We start from the raw sequence: 20,889 nt of genomic DNA on the forward strand, positions 1-20,889 counted from the left end.
ATCAGCCCCACGGTTCTCATTGATCTACACTAAAACACAACGATATTAATTTCGTCAAATGCAATCAACGCCAGATACGCCAACCAGAAACCCGCTCAAACAGTGCAGCATTCTTGCTGTCAGTCTGCTGGGTCTCTATGCTCTTCTGAGTGTGCCCGCTTATACGATTGTGGGGGCACGTGCTGTTGAAGGCCTGACATACGCTGTTGTTTTGTGTCTGGTGCCCGGAATACTGGTGTTTCTCATATCGGGTTTTCTTTATCGCGATGCGGCACCGGTTGCTGTAATGGGTGTTTCTACGCTGCTCCGATTAATGATTGTCGGTATCGGTACGTTAATCATTATCAAGTTGCGAACTGATTTTGGTTCCGCCGAGTTTTTGAATTTTCTGATTTGGTTACTGATTTGTTACTTTGCTTCTCTATTGGTTGAAACCTTGTTGATCATTCGGTAACCTGCCGAAGCTGTTTTCAGTTAACAATGTTTTAAACAGAAATAATTTTGAATCGAGCTTAAACAATGGCCGCCGGTCACGATGATAAATTCCATCACGTTCGCGACATTTCGCACTTCGAACTCCCCTGGGAAATGCATATTGATTTGCCCCAGATTTTCGGTTTGCAGCTCACAAAGTTCATGCTCCTGCAATTAGTTGCTGTTACGTTCCTGTTTTTTGTGTTTCGAGGCCTGGCAAAACGGGCTGCAGGGGGACAGGTGGTAACCGGACGCTGGTGGAACTTCTGGGAATCGATTGTCATCTATATGCGTGACGAAGTCGTACGTCCCACCATTGGTGAAGGACACCATGATGATGACCACGGACATGGACATCACCACGGCCCGAAAGTAGGACATCCTGCTGATAAATATCTGCCTTTTGTGCTTTCCTGCTTCTTTTATGTACTCATCTGCAATCTCTTGGGGGTCTTTCCCTGGATGGGGTCTGCGACCGGTGAGTTGAATGTGACAATAGCATTAGCATTTACTACATTCTGTGCTGTTGTTATCTACGGTTCGCGGGAACAGGGACCCATTCAGTTCTGGTTGTCACTGGCTCCTTCAATGGAATTACCCATTGGTTTAAAAGTGATTTTACTGCCGATGATCTGGGTGATTGAGCTGGCTGGTTTCTTGATCAAACATGCGGTGTTGGCAATTCGATTGTTTGCCAACATCATGGCCGGACATACTGTGATTGCTGTGTTTCTGGGTTTTATTGCCATGACCGCTGATACCGGTATGTGGGCAATTGTGATGCCATCCAGCATCATCGCCCAGATTTTAGTTGGCCTGCTGGAACTGTTCGTTGCGTTCCTGCAAGCATATGTTTTTGCGTTTCTTGCAACTCTGTTTATTAGTGCTGCTGTCAATCCTCACTAGAGAATCGTCAGCCTGCCCGCAGACTTGCTTAGTATATTTCGTTTGAGTGTTCCTCGTTGAGAAAGGTCAGGGGATAAAAACAATGATCCAGGCTTTACGGATTATGTACATGACATGCGTTGTTGTATTGGCCACAGCTGTTCCTGCAATGGCGCAAGAAGCTGGTGGCGGAATTTCACTGGGTGCTCTCGGTGCAGGCATTACCATTATCGGTGCCGGTTTCGGTATTGGTAAAATTGGTGCTTCTGCTGTAGAAGCCATCGCTCGCCAGCCCGAAGCTGGTGGTAAAATTCAAACTGCAATGATTATTGCTGCAGCGTTGATCGAAGGTGCTACATTCTTCGCACTTATCATCTGCATGTCTTAATTGTACTTTAAACAGTATTACGAACTTACAGGACTAGCCGCGTTCTTTGTGAACGCGCGAGTTCCCAACTGTTACTTTCGACTTCAATGTGAGAAATTCTGATCATGTTAAAAAGTCTTTTTACAAGCCGGTGTCTCATCATGCTGATGATAGTCAGTGGCGTGATCCTGGGCAGTGGATTGCTTGGCTTAGATGCATCATTGTATGCGGCTGAAGGAGCTGAGCATCCATCAGGACCACCTCTGCACTGGAAAACAGACTTGGCACTGTGGTCACTCATCGTGTTTGTCGTCTTTATCTTTGTCCTCAGGGCATTTGCCTGGGGACCATTGATTCAGGCATTGGACGAACGGGAATTGCGAGTGATTACTGCCATCAATACGGCAGAATCCAAGCAGAAAGAGTCTGAAGAATTAGTTAAGGAGCACGCACGTAAGATCGAGGCGGCTCAGGATGAGATCCAGGCAATGATGGTCGAAGCTCGTTCAGATGCAGATCGCATTAAGCAGGACGTACTCGCACAGGCTCGTCAGGAAGCGGAGTCCATTAAAACTCACGCTGTTGACGAAATTGAACGAGCTCGTGAACTGGCTTTGAAAGATCTGTTCGACCAGATCAATGGACGTGTGATTGATGCTACGGAGCAGGTCCTCGGACGTGCTTTGAATGAATCAGATCGTGATCGGCTGATTAACGAGGCGTTGTCTCAGATATCCGGCAGTTCTAACTGATTTGCAGTAGAAGCGACTTATTCAAACTTAATTGTTTTGTTTGAATTATTTTATCCTTTAGTTGTGAGTTATGATCCGCGTGAACGATCAGAAAAAAATTAAAACTCATATTCCCAGTGTAATGGAAGACCCCAGTGCAACATCAATTGCCAAGGTGTATGCCAAAGCTTTTCTGGGAACGATTCAGGAGTCTGATAAGGATTCAGCGATCGAAGAGGTTTCTGAATTTCTGAACGCGGTGACCACTCAGTTTCCGGATTTTGGTCAGATTCTGACATCTCATTCTTTGAATAAAGATGAACGGTTAAATCTGATTGATCGTGTGATTGCCCCGCATGCTTCTGAACTGCTGACTAATTTCCTCAGAGTTCTGGCACGGCATGACCGGCTCGAACTGTTCGAGCAGATCATGTCTCAGATCATTACGATGCGTGATACGGAATCCGGTAAAAAAATGGTTCTCGTTCGCTCTGCTTTTGAGCTGACCGATGAAACATTATCGAGTATTAAACAACGCTTGAGTGATACACTGGGTTTTTCTCCAGTACTACAAACATCTATAGACCAGTCTGTTATCGGTGGTCTGGTGATTCAGGTTGATGACACAGTATATGATGGTTCTCTTCGTACGCGTCTCAAACAGTTACGCGGGCGGTTGAGCAATAGGAGCATTCATGAAATTCAAAGCGGACGAGATCGCTTCAGTTATCCAGAAGGAAATTGAAGACTTTCGCGGCGAAATTGAGACCAGTGAAGTAGGGCGAGTCCTGGAAGTGGGCGATGGTATCGCACGCGTTTACGGTCTTTCTTCTGCGATGTCTGGCGAAATGGTAGAGTTTTCAAACGGGGTGCGGGGACAGGTCTTCAACCTCGAAGAAAACTCGGTTGGTATTATTATCTTTGGTGATTATCTGGCAATCGCGGAAGGTGATGAAGTCCGTAGTACAGGCACCCTGCTGTCCATCCCCGTTGGAGATGAACTGCTGGGACGGGTTGTTGACCCACTGGGAATTCCACTTGATGGAAAAGGTCCCATTGTGGCGACAGAATCCCGTCCCCTGGAATATGCAGCTCCTGGTGTTGCTGCCAGGCAGCCTGTGAAGCAGCCCATGGCTACCGGGATCAAGGCGATTGACGCCATGACCCCCGTCGGTCGAGGTCAACGTGAGTTGATTATTGGTGACCGCAAAACAGGGAAAACCGCCATTGCCATCGATACCATTCTGAACCAGAAAGGTAAAGATGTCATCTGCGTTTATGTTGGCTGTGGTCAGCGCGCTGCGACGATCGCCGGCATTGTTAATCAGCTGCAGGAACACGGCGCAATGGATTATACCGTTGTCGTCAGTGCATCTTCCAGTGACCCTGCTCCTTTGCAGTACATTGCCCCTTACGCTGGTGCTGCGATTGCAGAACACTATATGTATCAGGGTAAACATACTCTGGTTGTGTATGACGACCTGTCCAAACAGGCCCAGGCATACCGCCAGCTGTCACTGCTGATGCGACGTCCTCCCGGGCGTGAAGCATATCCTGGTGACGTATTTTACTGTCACAGCCGTCTGCTGGAACGATCCGCTCGACTGAGTGATGAACTGGGTGGCGGTTCCATGACTGCCCTGCCCATCATTGAAACTCTGGAAGGGGAAGTTTCGGCTTACATCCCGACCAACGTGATTTCAATTACCGATGGTCAGATTTACCTGGAACCAGACCTGTTCTTCGCCGGGATTCGTCCTGCGATTAACGTGGGGATCAGTGTTTCTCGCGTGGGTGGTAATGCCCAGACCAAAGCAACGAAAAGTGTATCCGGTAGTCTGCGTCTGGACCTGGCTGCTTTCCGCGAACTGGAAGCATTCGCCCAGATGGGTACAGAGCTGGATAAAGCAACTCAGGCACAACTGGATCGTGGATATCGAATGGTAGAACTGCTGAAACAGCCGCAGTTCAATCCGATGTCAATGGCCGATCAGGTTGTCAGTCTGTATGCTGGTACGAAAGGATTCTTCGATGCGGTACCAATTAACCAGGTACAGCAGGCAGAATCAGAAATGCTGCAGTTTATCCACGATCAGTATCCGGAAATCACCGATAAGATCACTGAAACCGGGAAACTGGAAGACGACACGATCGAACAGTTGAAGACGGTATTGAAGACTTTCGTAGAACAGTTTCTACGTAAGAACGCCTGATCAACTTTTGAATTCTTTGTTTGAACAGATAATCTAAAACGGGTTCAGAATCAAATGGCCAAAGCACGTGCCATCGTTAAACGATTAAAAGCGGTAAAAAACATCCGTAAGATCACACGGACCATGGAATTGATCGCCACCGCGCGATTCAAGAAAGCCATGGACCGTGCATCGGAGGCTGCTGCTTACACCAAAAAGATCTCTGAACTTGTTTCAGATCTGTCTCAGGCAAATCTGGAATTTCATCATCCACTTCTGGAGAAACATGAGACAGAAAAAAACTCTGTACTGCTTGTTTTAACTTCCAATCGTGGTTTGTGTGGCGGTTACAATTCAGGTGTTTTGAAGGCGGCATTAAAACGCCATAAAGAACTGACAGCCAGTGGTCAGAATGTGAGACTGGAAATTTCCGGTAAGCGTGGGATCAGTTTTCTGAAGTTTCAGGGAATTGAACCTTCCCATTCCTATACTCACTTTGAAGATCGTCCGACATTCGAAGAAGTTGACGAACTTGCCGGTCGATATATTACTGAATACATCGAAGGCAAGATTGACCGACTCGATGTCGCTTATACGGAATTTATTTCGTCTTCTCGACAGCAGCCTGCCGTACACTCCCTGCTGCCAATTGGAGCACTGGATACTGCGGAAGAGTCAACTGCCACTCAAAAATATGACTACGAATTTCTGCCCTCTGCCCAGGAAATCCTGGAAGAGATTGTCCCGACAGCATTTAAAGCACGTTTGTTTAAATGTTTCCTGGATGCAGCAGTCAGCGAACAGATTGCCCGTATGGTGGCGATGAAAGGAGCAACAGAGAACGCCAACGAAATGGTCGGCTCACTCTCTGCTCAATACAACCGGGCACGACAGTCACAGATCACCTCGGAAATCCTCGAAATTATTGGTGGTGCCGCTGCCCTGGAGTAATTTCCGTCACGCCTTACGTGGGCACTTTATGGTTTTTTACAGATTGATCAATATCAGAAAGCAGAGACATATCAATGGCGACAACCGAAGCCAGCACAACACAGACCGTTGGCAAAATCACTCAGATCATTGGCTCTACATTTGATGCTGAATTTCCTGAGAAACAGCTGCCGGAAATTTACAATGCCTTGACTGTGAAGACAAACAACAAAGGTGTTGAGATCAACGTCACCGGAGAAGTTCAGCAGCATCTGGGCGGTGGACGTGTCCGGTGCGTGGCATTGGCATCGACTGATGGTATGGTCCGCGGCATGGACGTTATCGATACTGGAGCTCCGGTATCGGTTCCAGTCGGTAAAGGAACTCTGGGACGGGTATTCAACCTGCTGGGCGATCCCGTCGATGGTCGCGGTGAAGTTTCAACAGACGAGCGCTGGCCCATTCACCGCAAGCCACCATTGCTGGAAAACCTGAGTGCAAAAACCGAACTCTTCGAAACCGGGATCAAAGTGGTTGACCTGCTGACCCCCTTCGTTCGTGGTGGTAAAGCCGGTCTGTTCGGTGGAGCTGGACTTGGTAAGACCGTGATTCTGACCGAGTTAATTGCCCGTATCGCCAGTGCACACGGTGGTTACTCCGTATTCGCCGGTGTAGGTGAACGGACCCGTGAAGGAAACGATCTCTGGCTCGAAATGCAGGAAACTAAAATCGGTCAGACTGACCGGTCCGTGATTGAACAGACCTGTATGGTGTTCGGTCAGATGAACGAGCCTCCAGGCGCTCGTCTGCGTGTCGCTCTGTCCGCATTGACGATGGCGGAATGGTTCCGTGATACTACCGGTACTGACACCCTGCTCTTCGTCGACAATATCTTCCGGTTCTCACAGGCTGGTAGTGAAGTGTCTGCGTTGCTGGGACGTATGCCATCAGCTGTAGGTTATCAGCCTACCCTGGGTACCGAACTGGGGGAACTTCAGGAACGTATTACATCTACCAAAAACGGTGCGATCACCAGTGTGCAGGCTGTTTATGTACCTGCAGACGACCCGACCGACCCCGCCCCTGCAACTGCATTTTCCCACCTGGACGCATTCATTTATCTGGAACGAAAGATTTCAGAAAAAGGGATTTATCCGGCGATCGATCCACTGGCTTCTTCCAGTCGTATTCTCGATCCACAATATGTGGGTGAGCGTCACTACCGGGTGGCCCGCGAAGTTCAGCAGACTCTACAGCGATATCGTGAATTGCAGGACATCATCGCAATTCTGGGTGTTGATGAATTGAGTGAAGAAGACAAACTGATCGTGCATCGTGCCCGTCGTATCGAACGCTTCCTGTCACAGCCATTCCTCGTGGCAGAAGTCTTCACAGGTAAGGCTGGTAAAATTACACCACTGGAAGATACTATTCGCAGCTTTGAAGAAATCTGTGCGGGTAAGTGGGATCATCTTCCTGAATCTGCCTTCATGTATGTCGGTTCTGTTGAAGAAGCGGAAGAACAAGCCAAGAGAATGGCTGAATAGTTTTCGGTCATATCGTTATTCGAAATCTCTGTGACTGTGAATTCATTTCCTGTCACAGAGTTTATCTGCAATCCTGTTTTAGATGTGGTTAGAGCACCAATGGCTCAAGATTTTCGCCTGTTGTTAGTCACTCCGGAAACGACTCTGCTGGATCAGCCAGTGCAGAGTTTGCGCTGTACCCTGTTCGACGGACAAATCGGAATTCTGCCCGGGCGCATGCCGATGGTCGGCCGCCTGGGATATGGTGAACTTTCCTTTGAGTCAATTGATGGCACCGAAAGCAGGTACTTTGTCGATGGTGGCTTTCTGCAAGTACAAGGCACTGTCATATCGATACTGACAGAATCGGCCGTCCCGCTCAGTAAGCTGGATGCTGCCGAGGCTGAAAAAATGCTTGACGAAGCTTTGAACCGAACTGCCGTGGGTGATGAGCAATGTAATGCTCGTGATAAAGATCAAACCCGGGCCCGCGCCATGCTGGCTCTGGCACACCAGAAGTAATCAATTTGAGATTTTAAAAACTCACCTTGATCTGCAACGTTGAATTTCATAAAGAAGCTGAAACTGCCTCGCGCGTTTCAGCTTCTTTTTGTATCGGGAGTCACGGGATGACGGATCAGAGCCCCACGCCTCACCAGCCTCGCCCCACCGTCGGGGTGCATTTCAAATGCTGTAATGTCTATGTCAATATTTACCAGAATCATGCGGGAACAGCCTACGCAGGCCATTGCCCCCGTTGTACAGCACGGATTGAAATTCCCATCGTTAAGCAGGGTGGCTCTGCAAGCCGCTTCTTTACAGGCTCCTAGATCGCATTACATTTAACGATAGCGTCTCTCGATCGATGATACTCGGTCCAAAAGGACCTGGAAACGCTCCCTTAATATGCGACGCACCGTAAACCTCTACCTGTCATGTCTTTATCACCCATATTATTTTGAATATCACAGCAGGAATCGCGTCTTTCTCCGCAGAATCATCTTGAGGTAAATTCACGATTACTCTAGGATTCGCCGTGTGTACAAATACATTCGGCGTGAAATGGAAATCTGATCTGAATCTACGGAACAAGCATTTTAAATGGACTATCATTTAAAACCATTAGGAAAAACCTGCTCTTCAACGGGCAAAGATTTTGTGCCTGGTGAACTGGTACATTCTGTGATAGTTGAAAAAAATGGACAACTGATCAGAATGGATTTTTCGGAAGAAGCCTGGTCCGGTCCGCCTGAAGGGGCTGTAGGTGAATGGAAACTGCAGGTACCGGAGGCAGTGGCGACCGGCCCGAAAAAAATTGACCCGGATGCCTTGATGCAGTATTTCGAGCAACTGTATGAAACTCCCAACCAGGTACAGGAAAAATTTCTCTACGTACTGGCTTTATTTCTCGTGCAAAAACGACGATTAAAACTGGAAGGCTCTCGGTCGGAAGATCAGACATCATATCTGCAACTGTCAGGGACTCATGGGGAAGGAAATTTTGATATTCGTGATCAGAATCTCGAAGAAGCAGAGATCGAAGCATTACAACAGCAACTGAATACACAATTTCTCGAAGAGTGGGAATAAGGGGTACGCCCCGCTGATGGATTAAACTTATGTCACATGTTCAAGGAAGAACAGAGATCAGCAGACCTACGCAACTGATGCGCACTTACTTTCTGGCTCTAAAGTTTGTACTTCTGCTCTGCATAGGCATGTTCCTTCCCGCTTGTGCTTCCGTGCGTACTTTCCTGCCTCAGCAGGCTCCCGTTTGTGTGCTACCTCCCAATGCAACTTACACCCAAATCGTAAATCATTTGAATAACCAGACGGCGGGCGTATATGGCTGGCAGTCTTCTTCTGTCAAAATCAAAGCGCGTCAAAAAGGCGGTCTGCCGATGCCGGCGTTAAACGCCATGTTGATCGTCGAACAGCCCAAACGCTTCCGTTTACGTGCCAGTTCTCCCCTGGGGGCTGAAGTCGACTTTGGCTCAAATGATGAACGCTTCTGGTTCTGGGTCAAACGGAACGAGCCCAAACAGGTCTTTACTCTCAGGCATGATCACTATGAATCGATGGGCTCCCAGTTGAATATTCCCTTCGAACCGGACTGGTTGCTCGAAGCCTTGCGTGTCGTACCGCTGAATGAAAAAGAGCTTTCAATTCAAAAAGAGGGACAGAATTCACCCAATGTCAAATTGATTTCAGATCGCCTGTTGCCCAATGGCAAACTTGTTCAGAAAATTCTTGTGGTCAATCTCTGTACCGGTTACATCATTGAACAGTCCCTGTATGACAGTCAGGGGCAGCGGATCGCCACTGCGACCTTTGGTGAATACCGGAACTGCAGCAATACCAATGCGATCCTGCCTCATGTCATTAAACTTGACTGGCCTCAAACGGGGATCGTCTTGACAATGACGATGTCAAATATCGACGTCAATCCGGCTAACGTACCTGGTGAAGTATGGGAAGTCCCACAATATCCGGGCTATCCGGTTCTTGACCTGGGAGCACATCTGCCATCAGAGCAGGCGTCTCTGCAAGACACACGCCCCATGCGAATTGATTCCCGTATTGCAGAACGGACAGAACCCAACTGGTCCGTCCCGGCGGAATCAGTGCCACAATGGAAGCCAGCGAACGTCGGCTTCGAAGAGGCAGAAACATTTCCTGCGAATGACTCGACTCCTCTGCCCGACCAGAATCCATTTCGCCCTCCCACTTCATTCGATGAAGAAACAGAGGAAGCACCGGGACGTGTTAAACTCTAGAACCTATCACATTTAAGCGTAGCGTCTCTCAATCTGACGTACTCGGTCTGAATGGCTCTGGGGACGCTTCAGTAAAGCTGGACACTGTCTAATCGATCTGAATCACCTGGAAAAACCGTTCGCACTGACAGGCTTTAATGTGCTTCACTTTAACGCCGATCACCTCAGTGCAATGTAGCGGAAAATGCAATAAGAGATTAGATTACTTCCCGCATCGGTTCTATTCCCTGGTCCACCAGATATTGTGGCGTCCCACTTGTGTCGAAGATTCGCGTTCCGTTTAGATCCAGACCCGCCTTCTGATAGAGAGTCGCAAAGACTTCCTGAAATTTTAAGGGGCGATCACTCGCGTATTCGCCTTTACGGTTGGTTTTACCAATGACCTGTCCGGTCTGCATACCTCCACCGGCAAGCATGGCGCAAGAGACTTTGGGCCAATGGTCGCGGCTGTTGTTCTGATTGATCTTAGGCGTTCGTCCAAATTCGCCCCAGACCACGACGGAGACATCTTTGTCGAGCCCACGTTCATGCAGGTCAGTCACCAGGGCAGATAATCCCTGGTCCAGCAGTGGAAACTCTTCGCGTGATTTGGGGAAGTTCATTCCATCCGGCCCATGCCAGTCCCAGCGACTGTAATTCAGCGAAACAAAACGGGCACCCGCTTCAACCAGACGACGCGCCAGGCAGAAGTTTTCGATCATGGGAGGCGCTCCATCGCGCTGGAATGTCTCAACACTTTTGCCATACCGGGCCAGAATTTGTGGATCCTCTTTCGAAAGATCCAGCGCATCTGCCAGCTTCGAAGTGGTCAGAATATTCATAGCCTGCTCAGAATAGACATCCATGCTCTCCATCAGACCGGAAGTGTCTGCATCGCGACGAAACGTGTCAAATGCCTGCTGTAATTTGACGCGATCACGCAATCGTTCCAGGGTAATTCCCTGTAGAATCATATTCTCAGGCGAACTGCGGGCCTTGCGACCTACGAGATTGAACGGGGAATGCTGAACGCCAAGGAAACCACCCGTGCCGGGTTCTCCCCATGTCCCGTTTCCCGTCTTATACATCAAGGCAACATTCGCCGGGACAGCAGAATTGACGGGGCCCTGCAGTTTAGAAACAAATGCACCAGCAGCCGGCCAACCGCCGGGGGGCTGGCGACTGCCAAATTTGCGACCCGTCATACATTGATAGGCATCATGCCTGCCATCTGCGTCTGAAATTGTCCGGACTGGGATAAACTTATCCATCATCGTAGCCATGCGCGGAAACAACTCACAGATTTCGATGCCGGGTACATTGGTTTTGATCGGGCTGAATTCGCCTCGAATTTCCTTCGGAGCGTCCGGCTTAGGATCCCACAAGTCAATATGCGACGGACCGCCGGGCAGATAGATATTGATGATAGCTTTGTGATTACTGCCTGACTGGTTCTCTGTTTCCGCTCTCAGCACATCGGGCAGTGAGATCCCCCCCAGTGCCATGCCACCAATTTTCAAAAAGCTGCGGCGGGAAACGCCATCACAGAAATGGCCGTTCTTTCTGGTCGGTTTGCCAAGAATCGTCAGCATAGTATCTCTTCCCTGGGAACTCTGATCCGCAGCACCATCGAATCAACATAAACTGTCGTTGATATGATAGCGGAGTTAGCCCAGCGAAGCAAACCGAAAACCTGTCTTTTCAGTCACCTGACTCTTTGCCCCTTCCCCTTCCCGATTTTCAGCTTGATGTGCTGAGGTATCTGCTTATTCTTCTGGTTATGCGTCGCGCGCGGCTGTTTTTTCTGCTACTGTCAAATCGTAGTCACTGTTGAATGATTCCCCATAAATATCACTTGAAATTCAACAAAACGATCACTGACACTCTTCATATACTGCTTCCCGTTCACCACATTTCCATGCGTAACAGAGGCATTCAGACACAAACAGGTCACCAAAAACGGCCATTTTCTGCACTCTGTGCACAAGTTCGCGACAGTCTTGGACCAGTTGTGGTCATACACTACCGCTGGAGACTTCATTGTATTTCTGCCGCAAGATCAGCTCACACTGGCAGCAGAACATTTTCAATTGACAGCATATTCAGGCCAGCCTGAAGTGATAGTTCATTCTCTTCAGTAGTAACTCAGCCGAAGTCAGGGAAATTCAACAAGATTGCCATCATTGATCAGAAACAGATGCTTCAACGTCTTCGGGTCAAGCTGATTCGGCAAAAACCGCGCAGAACCGTCACAGAGGGCGACGTTGAAGCCCCCTGCATAAAACCCACCGAGTTCCGGCAGTTTTTCTCCATCGAAGGGTATATCTTCTGGCCTTGTCCAGGGGATTTCGCGTCTGGCTTCGACGATTGCAATCGTATTCGATGTTCCATCGGTAATATCGCTGAGCTTGACGCCTGCTGAGGGCTCTGGTTTTGCAGGGGGACTGCTGCCTCCTCCAGACCCTCCGGCCATTGCGCCGCCAGTAGTACGCATTGATTTGCCTAAGACTGTATTCGGGCCCACGACTGCGAGGTAGGATGTGTAATAATCGGACCGGTTGTCATTCGGATTTTTAAAGACAGCCGGCATTTTCTTTAATACTTTTTTGTTGTGCTCGCTGTCCCAGGGCTCGTTGAGTCGATATTCCTTATAGAGTTCATTCTCGTCCAGGAACGGCAGCAGTGCCACACGCCAGCTGTGAGGAGTTTTACCATCCGGTCCGATCACGACAGCGGGCGGAAAATGTTTGTGTTTACCGGCATAATAATGCATGGCTAAGATTATATGTTTCAGATTACGTAAGGATTCCAACCGCAGCGCCGCCTGGCGGGCCTCCACCATAGCGGGTACAAAAATTGCCGTGCTATCGGTCAATTCACTGAGATCTGACATGACAGCAGTCAATATCACATCTTTTCCCTGCTGCTCCAACTGGATTGACTTGACCAGTTGAAGAGCTAGTTTTACGAGGGGAAGTTTCACAAGTTGCTCCCTCTGTTTTTGAAGGAGAATCTGCTGCTCATACTGCTGCAGCATGTTGGCCCCCAGAATCTGCGCAGCATCCAGAGTTTTAAATACCTGGTCGCCGTTCTGTTGCTGATAAAAGGTTGCCTGCAACGCGGTCTTGTAACTGACATTGGCACCCAGAGTAATCACATCGGTATGTTCCCAGACCGGTGCGATAGATGCTTTCCAGACCGATTCATTAAAATCTATTTTACACTGATTCTTCCAGATCAGTTCGCGCAGGTGCCTCAGGTTGAACAGTGCTGCAATGGAATCCTTCTCGATCGGCTTCCATTGCTCTGCCCAGCGACTCGGTTGATCTGTCTTACGTACTTCGAGGATTTGACGAAAAGGTCCTGCTCGTCGCGCATAAATCATCTCACGGTTGTTTACGATTGCCAGTTGTGCCCCGGAGTTATTTTTATCTTGCAGGTGGTGGATTCCCTCCTGAGTGAACAGCTTTCCGCCGCTGAAAGCGACTGCCACCTGCTTCAGATCGATCTCCTTTGTGGTCTCTATCACAGTCACATAATCCAAAAGCTGGCTGCACGGATCGTCCGGCTCGGGAGCCAGAAAAATCACGGTCAATGTTTTGATTTCGGTAAGTGGTATCCCCAGTGGATAGAGGCGGGGATTTTCTTTTTCTGCCTGCAACATCAGAGCCTTGGCATATTGCAGTGCCTGCAGCGACAGCAGTTCGGCCGGCCGGAGTGCCAGTACTCCCAGCGCATCATTGGGGACGGTATTAATCTTGAATGCCTCATGTTTTTGCCGCAAGCTTTCATTAAAATCAACAGGCCCCGCCGCAGGCTGTGCGACGAGCTCTGCTGCAGTCTGTTGTGCCAGACTGCTCTGTTGCCCCCGAAGTCCTGCCGCCAGGAGACCGGTTGCCAGCATGGAACAGATTACCATCGCACGCACTGGGTGTGAGATGACTGTTTTCAGGGATCGCTTCTGTTTGAGCATCTCGATTCTCCTCATAAATGTGGAATGAGTCGGTAAGAAAGCACGCGCCGGACCTGAGAGCCGATGAGGAGACTGTGAAACAGCCATTTCAGCCAGAACGATCAGGTACGAGTCTGCGCCACCGCTGGTTTCCGCTGCTGCTTCATCAGCTGTCAGTTCCTGTTCCAGGCGCAAGCGTGAGACGAGCCAGTGAATCAGCGGGTGATAGAAATAAAGCGACCGACTGAGTTCTGCTCCCAGGATCGTCAGGTAATCGTGCTGTTGCACATGAGCCAGTTCATGTGCCAAAACCGCACGAAGTTGCTCCCTGCTCCATTGAGACCAGCCCTTTGGCAGGAGAATCGTCGGTCGCCACCAGCCAATCACAGCAGCCGTTGTCAGCTGATCATGTTCCAGTAAAGTCAAGGGACGAGTCAGCTGTTGTTCCGCTGCCAGAATATCCAGAGTTTCTTCAGCTGTAGAACCATTCAGAGGGATTGCCAGACGAACCATTCGTTTCACTGACACATAACCGATAAAGAGTCGGCTCATCGCAACCAGAAATCCACCTGCAATCACCCAACCCGCTATGCCGGCCGGGGTAGGCATGGACCTCGGTTGGTCGACGGCCGGTTCCTGTTTTAAACCTTTTAGAAAACCGTCCCAGACGGTCCCCCACTCCGATTCCAGACGTGGCTTTTCAAGGAGTGTAGATTCTGAATCCTGGCTGGAATTAACAGGGGGTGGCGACTTCTGATTGGCCCGTTCTGATTCTACCACGGAAGATGCTGCTTTCCAGCTTGCCTGCCAGCGTGGCCAGGGGCAGAAAGCGAGCAGCGCCAGCAGCAGTGTCATGCCGATTGAACACGAGAGGACAAAGGATCGCGTGCGTGGTCCCAGACGTTTTGTGCTCCAGTAGACTATCGTTGCAACCAAGGCCACAATACTTACCTGAAGGCCCAACCAGAGCAGACTGATTCCAATTGCATGCATCAGGACTCCTCCTTCAGGATTTCCTTGATTTTCTTCAGTTCCTGAGGATTCAGCTGACGTTCTTCGAGCAGGCGCAGCAACAGTTTTTCTCGGGACCCGCCAAATACTTTCTGGATCATGTCCCCCAGCATACTGCCGGAAACATCTTCAAAAGACCGGATTGAGCAATACAGGAATGGGCGTTCTTCATTCGTCTGTTTCAGAAATGACTTCTCTACGAGGATCCGTACCAGAGTCGCGACTGTAGTATAAGCCAACTCTCTACCGGCCTGTTCTAAATCATCACGCACTTCCGCTACAGTTAATTCTTTCGGTGTGTCAGAATCACTGCGTTCCCAGAAAACGTGCATGATTTCCAATTCACGTGCGGTGAGTTCTTTGGCTTTCGGTCGAGCCATCCCCTGCTCCTTTGCATGATATCAGGTCAATGCACCCTGTTTTGGTTATTTAGATTTGGTTTTATAGTAATCCAAAAAGTAAAGATGTCAACTTGAATCTGAAAATTATTTATTTACACAGTATTCAGGACTGCATGGCAGGTGATCAAGGCTAACCATCATTGAAGATCAGCAGACTTTTGAGCGTCTCTGGATCAATTCGGCTGGAAATGAAATGGACTGATCCATCACAGAAACCTGTGTGATACCCCCCGTCATGAAAACCGCCGAAGTCAGGTATCTTCTTACCGTCGAAAGAGATGTCCTCGGGTTTCGTCCAGGGGATATCTTGTTTGGCTTCAACGATGGCAATGATGTTGGAAGTGCCATCTGTCATCTCGGCAAAAGAGACTCCCTTTTTTGTACCAAAGGGAGTGTCCTTCCCCACTACTACAAAGTAAGAAGCGTTTTTCGGAGTCTCTGAATTCGGATTGTGGTAGACGGGCACCAGGGTCTCCGCAATCTTTTTATTGTGTTCACTGTCCCAGGGCTCATTCATTTTGTAGGAATCGTACAACGCCTGCTGGTCCAGGAAGGGAAGTAGCTCGACTCGCCAGCTATGTGGCGTTTTTCCATCGGGCCCCAGCACAACAGCCGGTGGAAAGTGCTTGTGAACCTGATGGTAATTATGCAGCGCCAGCATGATCAGTTTGATGTTATTTTTAGACATCGAACGCCGGGCCGCCTCCCGGGCCTGTTTTATTCCCGGCACCAGACTGGCAAGCAGCCGGGTACTTTCATTATCATTCAGGGAAGTTGCTAATGTGACCTGGTCTACTTTCTGAGTTACCCGGCCAGCCTGCAATGCAGATTCAATGACTTTCATTTTTTCCAGATCGCCTTTTTGAACGCGCTGGGGATTTTTCCTGGCAGTTTCCTGTATCTGGGCGAACATATTTTGTCCCAGTGAGAGGACTCCTTCCAGCGCCTGTTTGACTTGCTCACTGTTTTCCTTCTGTTCAAAAATCAATTTGGCTGAAAGTTCGCGATCCAGTTTCAGACTGAAAAAAGCGACATCGGAATTGTCCCAGAGGGGAGAAAGCACAGGCCAGAATGGTATTCTTTCTGCAAGCGTGTGCATCTGCTGGCCGATGGCAAGTTCCCGAACTATGCGCATATCAATAGCAGCAGCAACGGAGGACTGTTCTACAGTTTGCAGTCTTTGACTCCACGATTTACCTGCTGTGCTTTGCAACTGCTCGATAATCTGCAGGACCGCACTAATATTGTCTGAAACGATCATCGTTTTGTCATCAAAGAAACATAAACCATCCCCATCAATGGCTCCAGTCGTTAGAATCTGCTTTCCTTTAAAGTCAGCTTGTTTCAGCTCCAGTTTGCTGAACATCTTTTTCGCCAGCTGACGATCAATCAACTTACCTGATTTGATCACCATGCCATACTTGATAAAGGTAGGAGTTAGGTGTTCCCCCTTCACGGAAGGGAGATAGATCAATACAACGCTTTCCAGTTGAGCAGGATCGAGACCAAATAAATCAAAGGTTTGATTTTTCTGTTTTTCCTGCTGTATCAGTTCCCGAACGGGCTGCATTGATTTTTCTGCCAGAATCTGGGCAGGACGTACGGCTATTACTCCGAATGCTGTATCAGGCACCGCATTAAACGGAAATGCTGGTATCGGGGTTTGCTTCTGAGTTTCAGGCTCAGATCTGTCCTGCGCAAAAACCGCGCCCCCATCACAGACAACAGTAAAAAAACAGATCGTCAAAAAAAGCGACAGAGAACGGTTACATCTGCCACGACTTGAATTGATTCGCATTGAAAACCCCTGACGATTAACCGGTCGAAACTGTGATTGTAATTCCATTACAGCCAGACGCATGGATTGCGAGAGACTACTGCCCCGTCTGAAACGGCGGCAGATACGCGGGTTCCACAAGGATGTGAACAGCGTATAGTGTTATTCGCCGGTACCGGGAAAGTCAAGGGGGGCGAATCCAGAGGCTCGGAATACTCTCAAGCTTCAAAAGATGGAACAGGAGCCTGCAGTGGGACTAATTCGTTAGATTAAGCGCTTCTGCTTCTTCGTCAGCTGCCTCTTCAGAGAGCGCTGGCAATTGAAACAATTCCCGGTCGCTGATTGTGTAATGCGGAGCACCAACGCCTTCTCTGGAAGGAGTCGGTAATGGCTTATCTGTATCTTTTGACCCAAACAACGTCAAGGAAGCCACTTTCAGGAATCCTTTCCAGGATGAGAAAGTCTGATCGACGGCTGTCGGCTCGTGCCCGCAGTGGACCATACAGTCCCGGCACTTCGGGTTGCCACTCTTTTTGCCGTACTGTTCCCAGCGAGTGGACGACATCAGCTCTGCAAAGGTTTCGGCATAACCTTCTTCCAGCAGATAGCAGGGTTTCTGCCAGCCGAAGATGTTATAGGTGGGATTGCCCCAGGGAGTACATTCCAGTTCCCAGTTCCCTTTCAGAAACTCCAGAAACAGTGGGGAATGATTGAACTTCCAGGCTTTTTTCGGGGCAGACAGGATCTGGCGGAACTTCTGAATGGTCTGATTCCGCTTCAGGAAATGTTCCTGGTCAGGGGCTTTCTCATACTGATATCCGGGAGAGAGCATCATGCTTTCGATTCCCAGTTCGGCCAGTTCGTCGAACATCTGACGTACCCGCTCTGGTTCGGCATGCTCAAACAGCGTGGAGTTGGTTGTCACGCGATGTCCGGCTTTGACGGCTGCTTTGATCGCGCTGATTGCTTTATCGTAGATCCCTTCCCGGCAGACGGCTGCATCATGGTCTTCGCGAATGCCATCCAGGTGAATCGAAAATGTAAGATATTTTGAGGGGGGATAGTTCTCTAAATGCTTTTCCAGTAAGATCGCGTTGGTACACAGATAAATGAATTTTTTGCGTTGGACCAGTCCTGCCACGATTTCCGGCATCTGGGGGTGCAGCAAAGGCTCGCCGCCGGGAATGGAAACAATGGGGGCACCACATTCGTCAACCGCTTTAAAACACTGCTCAGGACTCAGATTCTGTTTTAAAATGTGCGCGGGAAACTGGATCTTACCACAGCCGGCGCAGGCCAGATTACAGCGGAATAAAGGCTCCAGCATCAGGACCAGGGGATAGCGTTCGACACCTTTTATACGCTGTGTCAGTACATACTTAGCTACAGTCCACATTTGAGAAAGGGGAACACCCACGATCGCCTCCATGTTGCGAATAATTCGAAATCCATTCAGAATAAGCCAATCCTAGTGCTTTCTGAAATTCCTGTCACCCCCAATTTGCACCTATGTCTCAATAGTGTATAGAGTTAATGAAGGTTTAACGCCACCCACATGAGAATCAGCCGACTTACCGCGTATCAGGTTTCAGTCCCTTTAAAGCGAAAAATCAAGCACGCCTTGTTCAGTCGCTCGGAATCCACCTCGATTATCGTGAAATGTCAGTTGGCAGACGGAACCACAGGCTGGGGAGAATCAGTACCGCGAACATACGTTACAGGAGAATCAGCGGAATCGGTTTTTGACCAGTTTGCAGCAACCGATTTCCGTTTCCTCATTGAAAACCATCTGGATACGATCGAAGACGTCGTACAAGTCTGCTCTGAGTTTAAGCTGTCTGAACCGACCGAAGCGCCCGTTCAATATCGGGAACGAGGCTGCTTCGGCAATGCAGCCCGTTGTGCGGTTGAACTCAGTCTGCTGGACGCCGCAGCCCGTAGTTGGAATATTTCGATTTCGGAATTGATTCCTTCTCTTCCCGGAGCCGCTGAACTGTGTGAAAGCCGGGATAATGTTCATTACAGTGCAGTCCTCACATCGATGAAACCGCTGAAACAGGCCAGCCTGGCATTGCTCTACCGACTGACAGGCTTTCAGAGTTGCAAAGTCAAAGTGGGATTACCAGGGATCGATGATTTTGCCCTGCTTCGAAAAATCAGAATGCTCACCGGACGAAAGATGGGATTGCGCGTTGATGCCAATGAAGCCTGGACGCGGCAACTCCTGGATGAACATGCTTCTGATTTCTCTGAACTGGCGATTCAATCAATTGAACAACCGGTGTCCCATAAATATCTCAGCACCCTCCATCAGATTCGAGGACAACTTACAACTCAGATTATGCTTGATGAGTCGCTGTGTTCTTATCGGGATGCTGAAGTGGCTATCGCAGAGGGATATTGTGATGCATTCAATCTCCGCATCTCGAAGCTCGGCGGATTGATTCCCACGGTCAGACTGGCTCACCTGGCCCGGCAGGCAGGAATTGGGTATCAGCTGGGATGCCAGGTGGGTGAAACAGGGATCCTGTCTGCTGCAGGCCGGCACTTCGCGACATCCATTCAAGGGATTGACTTTCTGGAAGGAAGCTTTGATCGTTATCTACTGCAACAGAACATCATCAAAGAAGACCTTTCGTTTCAGTGGGGAGGGCGTGCTCCTGCATTAATGGGCCCCGGATTAAGTATCACGGTCGATGAGGAACAAATCCAGAAGTTCAAAGAGCATGAGCTGATTCTGATCTGAATCCAGAGCGTCTCACGATCTATTATACTCGATCCAAATAGCCTTGAAACGGTATGGAGAAACTGGACACAGTCTCGCTTAAGGAATCAGGAAAATCAGTCCGGTCACGGTCAGACTCTCAAACAAGGCACCGCGTGCACTGAAGGGTAACCGCTCCACCTGATAGGGAGGGCAGTCACCAGGACGTTCGTAGCCCAGATCATATTGGCACTCATGAATCGGATACGCACCAATCATGTAAGGCAGAGCTGGTACACGTCCAAAGAAACGACCTGCAGAAATGAAAGGCTGAATGGCGGGTCCGTAATTATATCCGTAACGTTCCAGGTAAGGTTCTTCGAAGTATAAAGGATTGTAAGGAATCGCCGGGGCTTCCCATTCTTTAGTCGTCAAAGACCAGTCACGCGTCGTTCCCATGACAACCTGTTGCACGGGAATCTTTTCCAGTTGCGCGCCGGCTGTATTTGCTGGTAAATCGCCGGTTGGTGGTTTCGTATTTAACGTCAACTCTGTTAAGGGTTTCAGTCCCAATTCGACCAGGTGAGGTGAAACGGATTTCTGTTTTTCCTGTTTCGATCCAGGAAGCGCGGCCCCCGATGCGGGAGCAGGTGGTACTGTCGGTAAAGTCATTGGCCTGGGATCAAGAACAAACTCCATCTCCGGCTTCTCTAGAACCGGTTTTTGAGCTTCGACAGGTTCCTCAATTGTTGCAAAACTGGCTTCGACCAGTTCAATCGAATGAAATTGAGAAGCTTCGTCAAATTCAAGATCTTGAACTACGGGTTTATCTGCCTGAATCGACTCAGCTGAGAGACTCTGATCCAACGGTTTCGCTGGATAATTGAATTTATTAAATCCCGTAACCCTGAAACTGTTTGATTTTACGTCGTAGATCGTCCTTTGAGGTGAATCCTGGCTTCTGGCTTCCATTGCTTTTGAAATGGCAGAGAACCTGGCGTGATCATACTCTGGCGCCACCGAAAAATGAGCACCTTGATTCACAGCACAGCCACTGATTAACAGGCAGCAGACGCATGTCAAAACAATTGGATGATTAGCTAGCAACCTCATTGAATCAGGCGCTCCACGTGAAAGTATGCTGTCTCCGTTTGAAAACAACAGTAAAATGACTCGATTTCGA

Annotated in this window: 19 protein-coding genes; 13 read left to right on the forward strand and 6 right to left on the reverse strand. The window is 49.1% G+C overall.

All coding sequences use genetic code 11. The annotated features are described in order from the left end of the window. The first annotated feature begins 58 nt into the window (after positions 1 to 58). The 12 genes from GmarT_RS14765 to GmarT_RS14820 all read left to right on the forward strand — a co-directional run bounded on the left by GmarT_RS14765 (position 59) and on the right by GmarT_RS14820 (position 9,882). On the forward strand, positions 59 to 454 hold the full coding sequence (locus GmarT_RS14765; protein WP_002643747.1) for a hypothetical protein: 396 nt from the start codon (positions 59 to 61) through the stop codon (positions 452 to 454). A gap of 65 nt (positions 455 to 519) precedes the next feature. Further along, positions 520 to 1,380, forward strand: a complete 861-nt coding sequence (gene atpB / locus GmarT_RS14770; protein WP_002643746.1) for a F0F1 ATP synthase subunit A — start codon at positions 520 to 522, stop codon at positions 1,378 to 1,380. 82 nt (positions 1,381 to 1,462) lie between these two features. Continuing rightward, on the forward strand, positions 1,463 to 1,747 hold the full coding sequence (locus tag GmarT_RS14775) for an ATP synthase F0 subunit C (RefSeq protein WP_002643745.1): 285 nt from the start codon (positions 1,463 to 1,465) through the stop codon (positions 1,745 to 1,747). 140 nt (positions 1,748 to 1,887) lie between these two features. Further along, positions 1,888 to 2,478 (forward strand): F0F1 ATP synthase subunit B, encoded by a 591-nt coding sequence (gene atpF / locus GmarT_RS14780; RefSeq protein WP_002643744.1) that lies wholly within the window; start codon positions 1,888 to 1,890, stop codon positions 2,476 to 2,478. A gap of 79 nt (positions 2,479 to 2,557) precedes the next feature. After that, a complete protein-coding gene (gene atpH / locus GmarT_RS14785) occupies positions 2,558 to 3,202 on the forward strand; it encodes an ATP synthase F1 subunit delta (RefSeq protein ID WP_157158888.1) in 645 nt (214 codons plus the stop codon). After that, positions 3,153 to 4,670, forward strand: a complete 1,518-nt coding sequence (gene atpA, locus GmarT_RS14790) for a F0F1 ATP synthase subunit alpha (protein WP_002643742.1) — start codon at positions 3,153 to 3,155, stop codon at positions 4,668 to 4,670. The genes atpH and atpA overlap by 50 nt, the downstream gene beginning before the upstream one ends. Before the next feature lie 54 nt (positions 4,671 to 4,724). Next, on the forward strand, positions 4,725 to 5,600 hold the full coding sequence (gene atpG, locus GmarT_RS14795; protein ID WP_002643741.1) for an ATP synthase F1 subunit gamma: 876 nt from the start codon (positions 4,725 to 4,727) through the stop codon (positions 5,598 to 5,600). A 74-nt stretch (positions 5,601 to 5,674) separates the two neighbouring features. After that, the gene (gene atpD / locus GmarT_RS14800; RefSeq protein ID WP_002643740.1) at positions 5,675 to 7,126 is read left to right on the forward strand and encodes a F0F1 ATP synthase subunit beta; all 1,452 of its coding nucleotides are present in this window, start codon (positions 5,675 to 5,677) and stop codon (positions 7,124 to 7,126) included. A gap of 99 nt (positions 7,127 to 7,225) precedes the next feature. Then, on the forward strand, positions 7,226 to 7,627 hold the full coding sequence (locus GmarT_RS14805) for a FoF1 ATP synthase subunit delta/epsilon (protein ID WP_002643739.1): 402 nt from the start codon (positions 7,226 to 7,228) through the stop codon (positions 7,625 to 7,627). 107 nt (positions 7,628 to 7,734) lie between these two features. Further along, positions 7,735 to 7,935, forward strand: a complete 201-nt coding sequence (locus tag GmarT_RS14810; RefSeq protein ID WP_044236068.1) for a hypothetical protein — start codon at positions 7,735 to 7,737, stop codon at positions 7,933 to 7,935. Between the two features lie 271 nt (positions 7,936 to 8,206). Continuing rightward, positions 8,207 to 8,695 (forward strand): hypothetical protein, encoded by a 489-nt coding sequence (locus tag GmarT_RS14815; RefSeq protein WP_002643737.1) that lies wholly within the window; start codon positions 8,207 to 8,209, stop codon positions 8,693 to 8,695. A gap of 29 nt (positions 8,696 to 8,724) precedes the next feature. Beyond that, complete coding sequence (locus GmarT_RS14820) at positions 8,725 to 9,882, forward strand: hypothetical protein (RefSeq protein ID WP_149302917.1); 1,158 nt, start codon at positions 8,725 to 8,727, stop codon at positions 9,880 to 9,882. Between the two features lie 197 nt (positions 9,883 to 10,079). Here GmarT_RS14820 and GmarT_RS14825 read toward each other — a convergent pair whose 3' ends face one another. The 5 genes from GmarT_RS14825 to hpnH form a co-directional block, all read right to left on the reverse strand. After that, the gene (locus GmarT_RS14825; protein ID WP_002643735.1) at positions 10,080 to 11,453 is read right to left on the reverse strand and encodes a DUF1501 domain-containing protein; all 1,374 of its coding nucleotides are present in this window, start codon (positions 11,451 to 11,453) and stop codon (positions 10,080 to 10,082) included. Positions 11,454 to 12,016: 563 nt separating this feature from the next. After that, entirely contained in the window at positions 12,017 to 14,806 is a 2,790-nt protein-coding gene (locus GmarT_RS14830) for a M56 family metallopeptidase (RefSeq protein WP_002643734.1), read from the reverse strand. After that, positions 14,806 to 15,204, reverse strand: a complete 399-nt coding sequence (locus GmarT_RS14835; RefSeq protein WP_002643733.1) for a BlaI/MecI/CopY family transcriptional regulator — start codon at positions 15,202 to 15,204, stop codon at positions 14,806 to 14,808. Before GmarT_RS14835 ends, GmarT_RS14830 begins: the two co-directional genes overlap by 1 nt. Before the next feature lie 151 nt (positions 15,205 to 15,355). Next, positions 15,356 to 16,795: a DUF1559 domain-containing protein gene (locus GmarT_RS14840; protein ID WP_187782293.1), complete on the reverse strand. Its 1,440-nt coding sequence runs from the start codon at positions 16,793 to 16,795 to the stop codon at positions 15,356 to 15,358. Between the two features lie 463 nt (positions 16,796 to 17,258). Beyond that, positions 17,259 to 18,419 (reverse strand): adenosyl-hopene transferase HpnH, encoded by a 1,161-nt coding sequence (gene hpnH, locus GmarT_RS14845; RefSeq protein WP_044236066.1) that lies wholly within the window; start codon positions 18,417 to 18,419, stop codon positions 17,259 to 17,261. A gap of 138 nt (positions 18,420 to 18,557) precedes the next feature. On the opposite strand from hpnH, the gene GmarT_RS14850 reads away from it, so the two are divergent. After that, positions 18,558 to 19,748, forward strand: coding sequence for a mandelate racemase/muconate lactonizing enzyme family protein (locus GmarT_RS14850; protein WP_002643730.1), 1,191 nt, complete (start codon positions 18,558 to 18,560; stop codon positions 19,746 to 19,748). 78 nt (positions 19,749 to 19,826) lie between these two features. On the opposite strand, the gene GmarT_RS14855 is transcribed toward GmarT_RS14850, so the two are convergent. Next, positions 19,827 to 20,726, reverse strand: coding sequence for a hypothetical protein (locus GmarT_RS14855; protein WP_149302919.1), 900 nt, complete (start codon positions 20,724 to 20,726; stop codon positions 19,827 to 19,829). Positions 20,727 to 20,889: the final 163 nt, after the last annotated feature.

It is taken from the genome of Gimesia maris (assembly GCF_008298035.1).
GTDB classification, from domain to species: Bacteria; Planctomycetota; Planctomycetia; order Planctomycetales; family Planctomycetaceae; genus Gimesia; species Gimesia maris.

Bases quoted from the DNA above. Each gene is read 5' to 3' on its own strand.
- GmarT_RS14765 (WP_002643747.1), top strand. From the start codon at position 59: ATGCAATCAACGCCAGATACGCCAACCAGAAACCCGCTCAAACAGTGC.
- atpB (WP_002643746.1), top strand. From the start codon at position 520: ATGGCCGCCGGTCACGATGATAAATTCCATCACGTTCGCGACATTTCG.
- GmarT_RS14775 (WP_002643745.1), top strand. From the start codon at position 1,463: ATGATCCAGGCTTTACGGATTATGTACATGACATGCGTTGTTGTATTG.
- atpF (WP_002643744.1), top strand. From the start codon at position 1,888: ATGCTGATGATAGTCAGTGGCGTGATCCTGGGCAGTGGATTGCTTGGC.
- atpA (WP_002643742.1), top strand. From the start codon at position 3,153: ATGAAATTCAAAGCGGACGAGATCGCTTCAGTTATCCAGAAGGAAATT.
- atpG (WP_002643741.1), top strand. From the start codon at position 4,725: ATGGCCAAAGCACGTGCCATCGTTAAACGATTAAAAGCGGTAAAAAAC.
- atpD (WP_002643740.1), top strand. From the start codon at position 5,675: ATGGCGACAACCGAAGCCAGCACAACACAGACCGTTGGCAAAATCACT.
- GmarT_RS14805 (WP_002643739.1), top strand. From the start codon at position 7,226: ATGGCTCAAGATTTTCGCCTGTTGTTAGTCACTCCGGAAACGACTCTG.
- GmarT_RS14810 (WP_044236068.1), top strand. From the start codon at position 7,735: ATGACGGATCAGAGCCCCACGCCTCACCAGCCTCGCCCCACCGTCGGG.
- GmarT_RS14815 (WP_002643737.1), top strand. From the start codon at position 8,207: ATGGACTATCATTTAAAACCATTAGGAAAAACCTGCTCTTCAACGGGC.
- GmarT_RS14820 (WP_149302917.1), top strand. From the start codon at position 8,725: ATGTCACATGTTCAAGGAAGAACAGAGATCAGCAGACCTACGCAACTG.
- GmarT_RS14825 (WP_002643735.1), bottom strand. From the start codon at position 11,453: ATGCTGACGATTCTTGGCAAACCGACCAGAAAGAACGGCCATTTCTGT.
- GmarT_RS14830 (WP_002643734.1), bottom strand. From the start codon at position 14,806: ATGCATGCAATTGGAATCAGTCTGCTCTGGTTGGGCCTTCAGGTAAGT.
- GmarT_RS14835 (WP_002643733.1), bottom strand. From the start codon at position 15,204: ATGGCTCGACCGAAAGCCAAAGAACTCACCGCACGTGAATTGGAAATC.
- GmarT_RS14840 (WP_187782293.1), bottom strand. From the start codon at position 16,795: ATGCAGCCCGTTCGGGAACTGATACAGCAGGAAAAACAGAAAAATCAA.
- GmarT_RS14850 (WP_002643730.1), top strand. From the start codon at position 18,558: ATGAGAATCAGCCGACTTACCGCGTATCAGGTTTCAGTCCCTTTAAAG.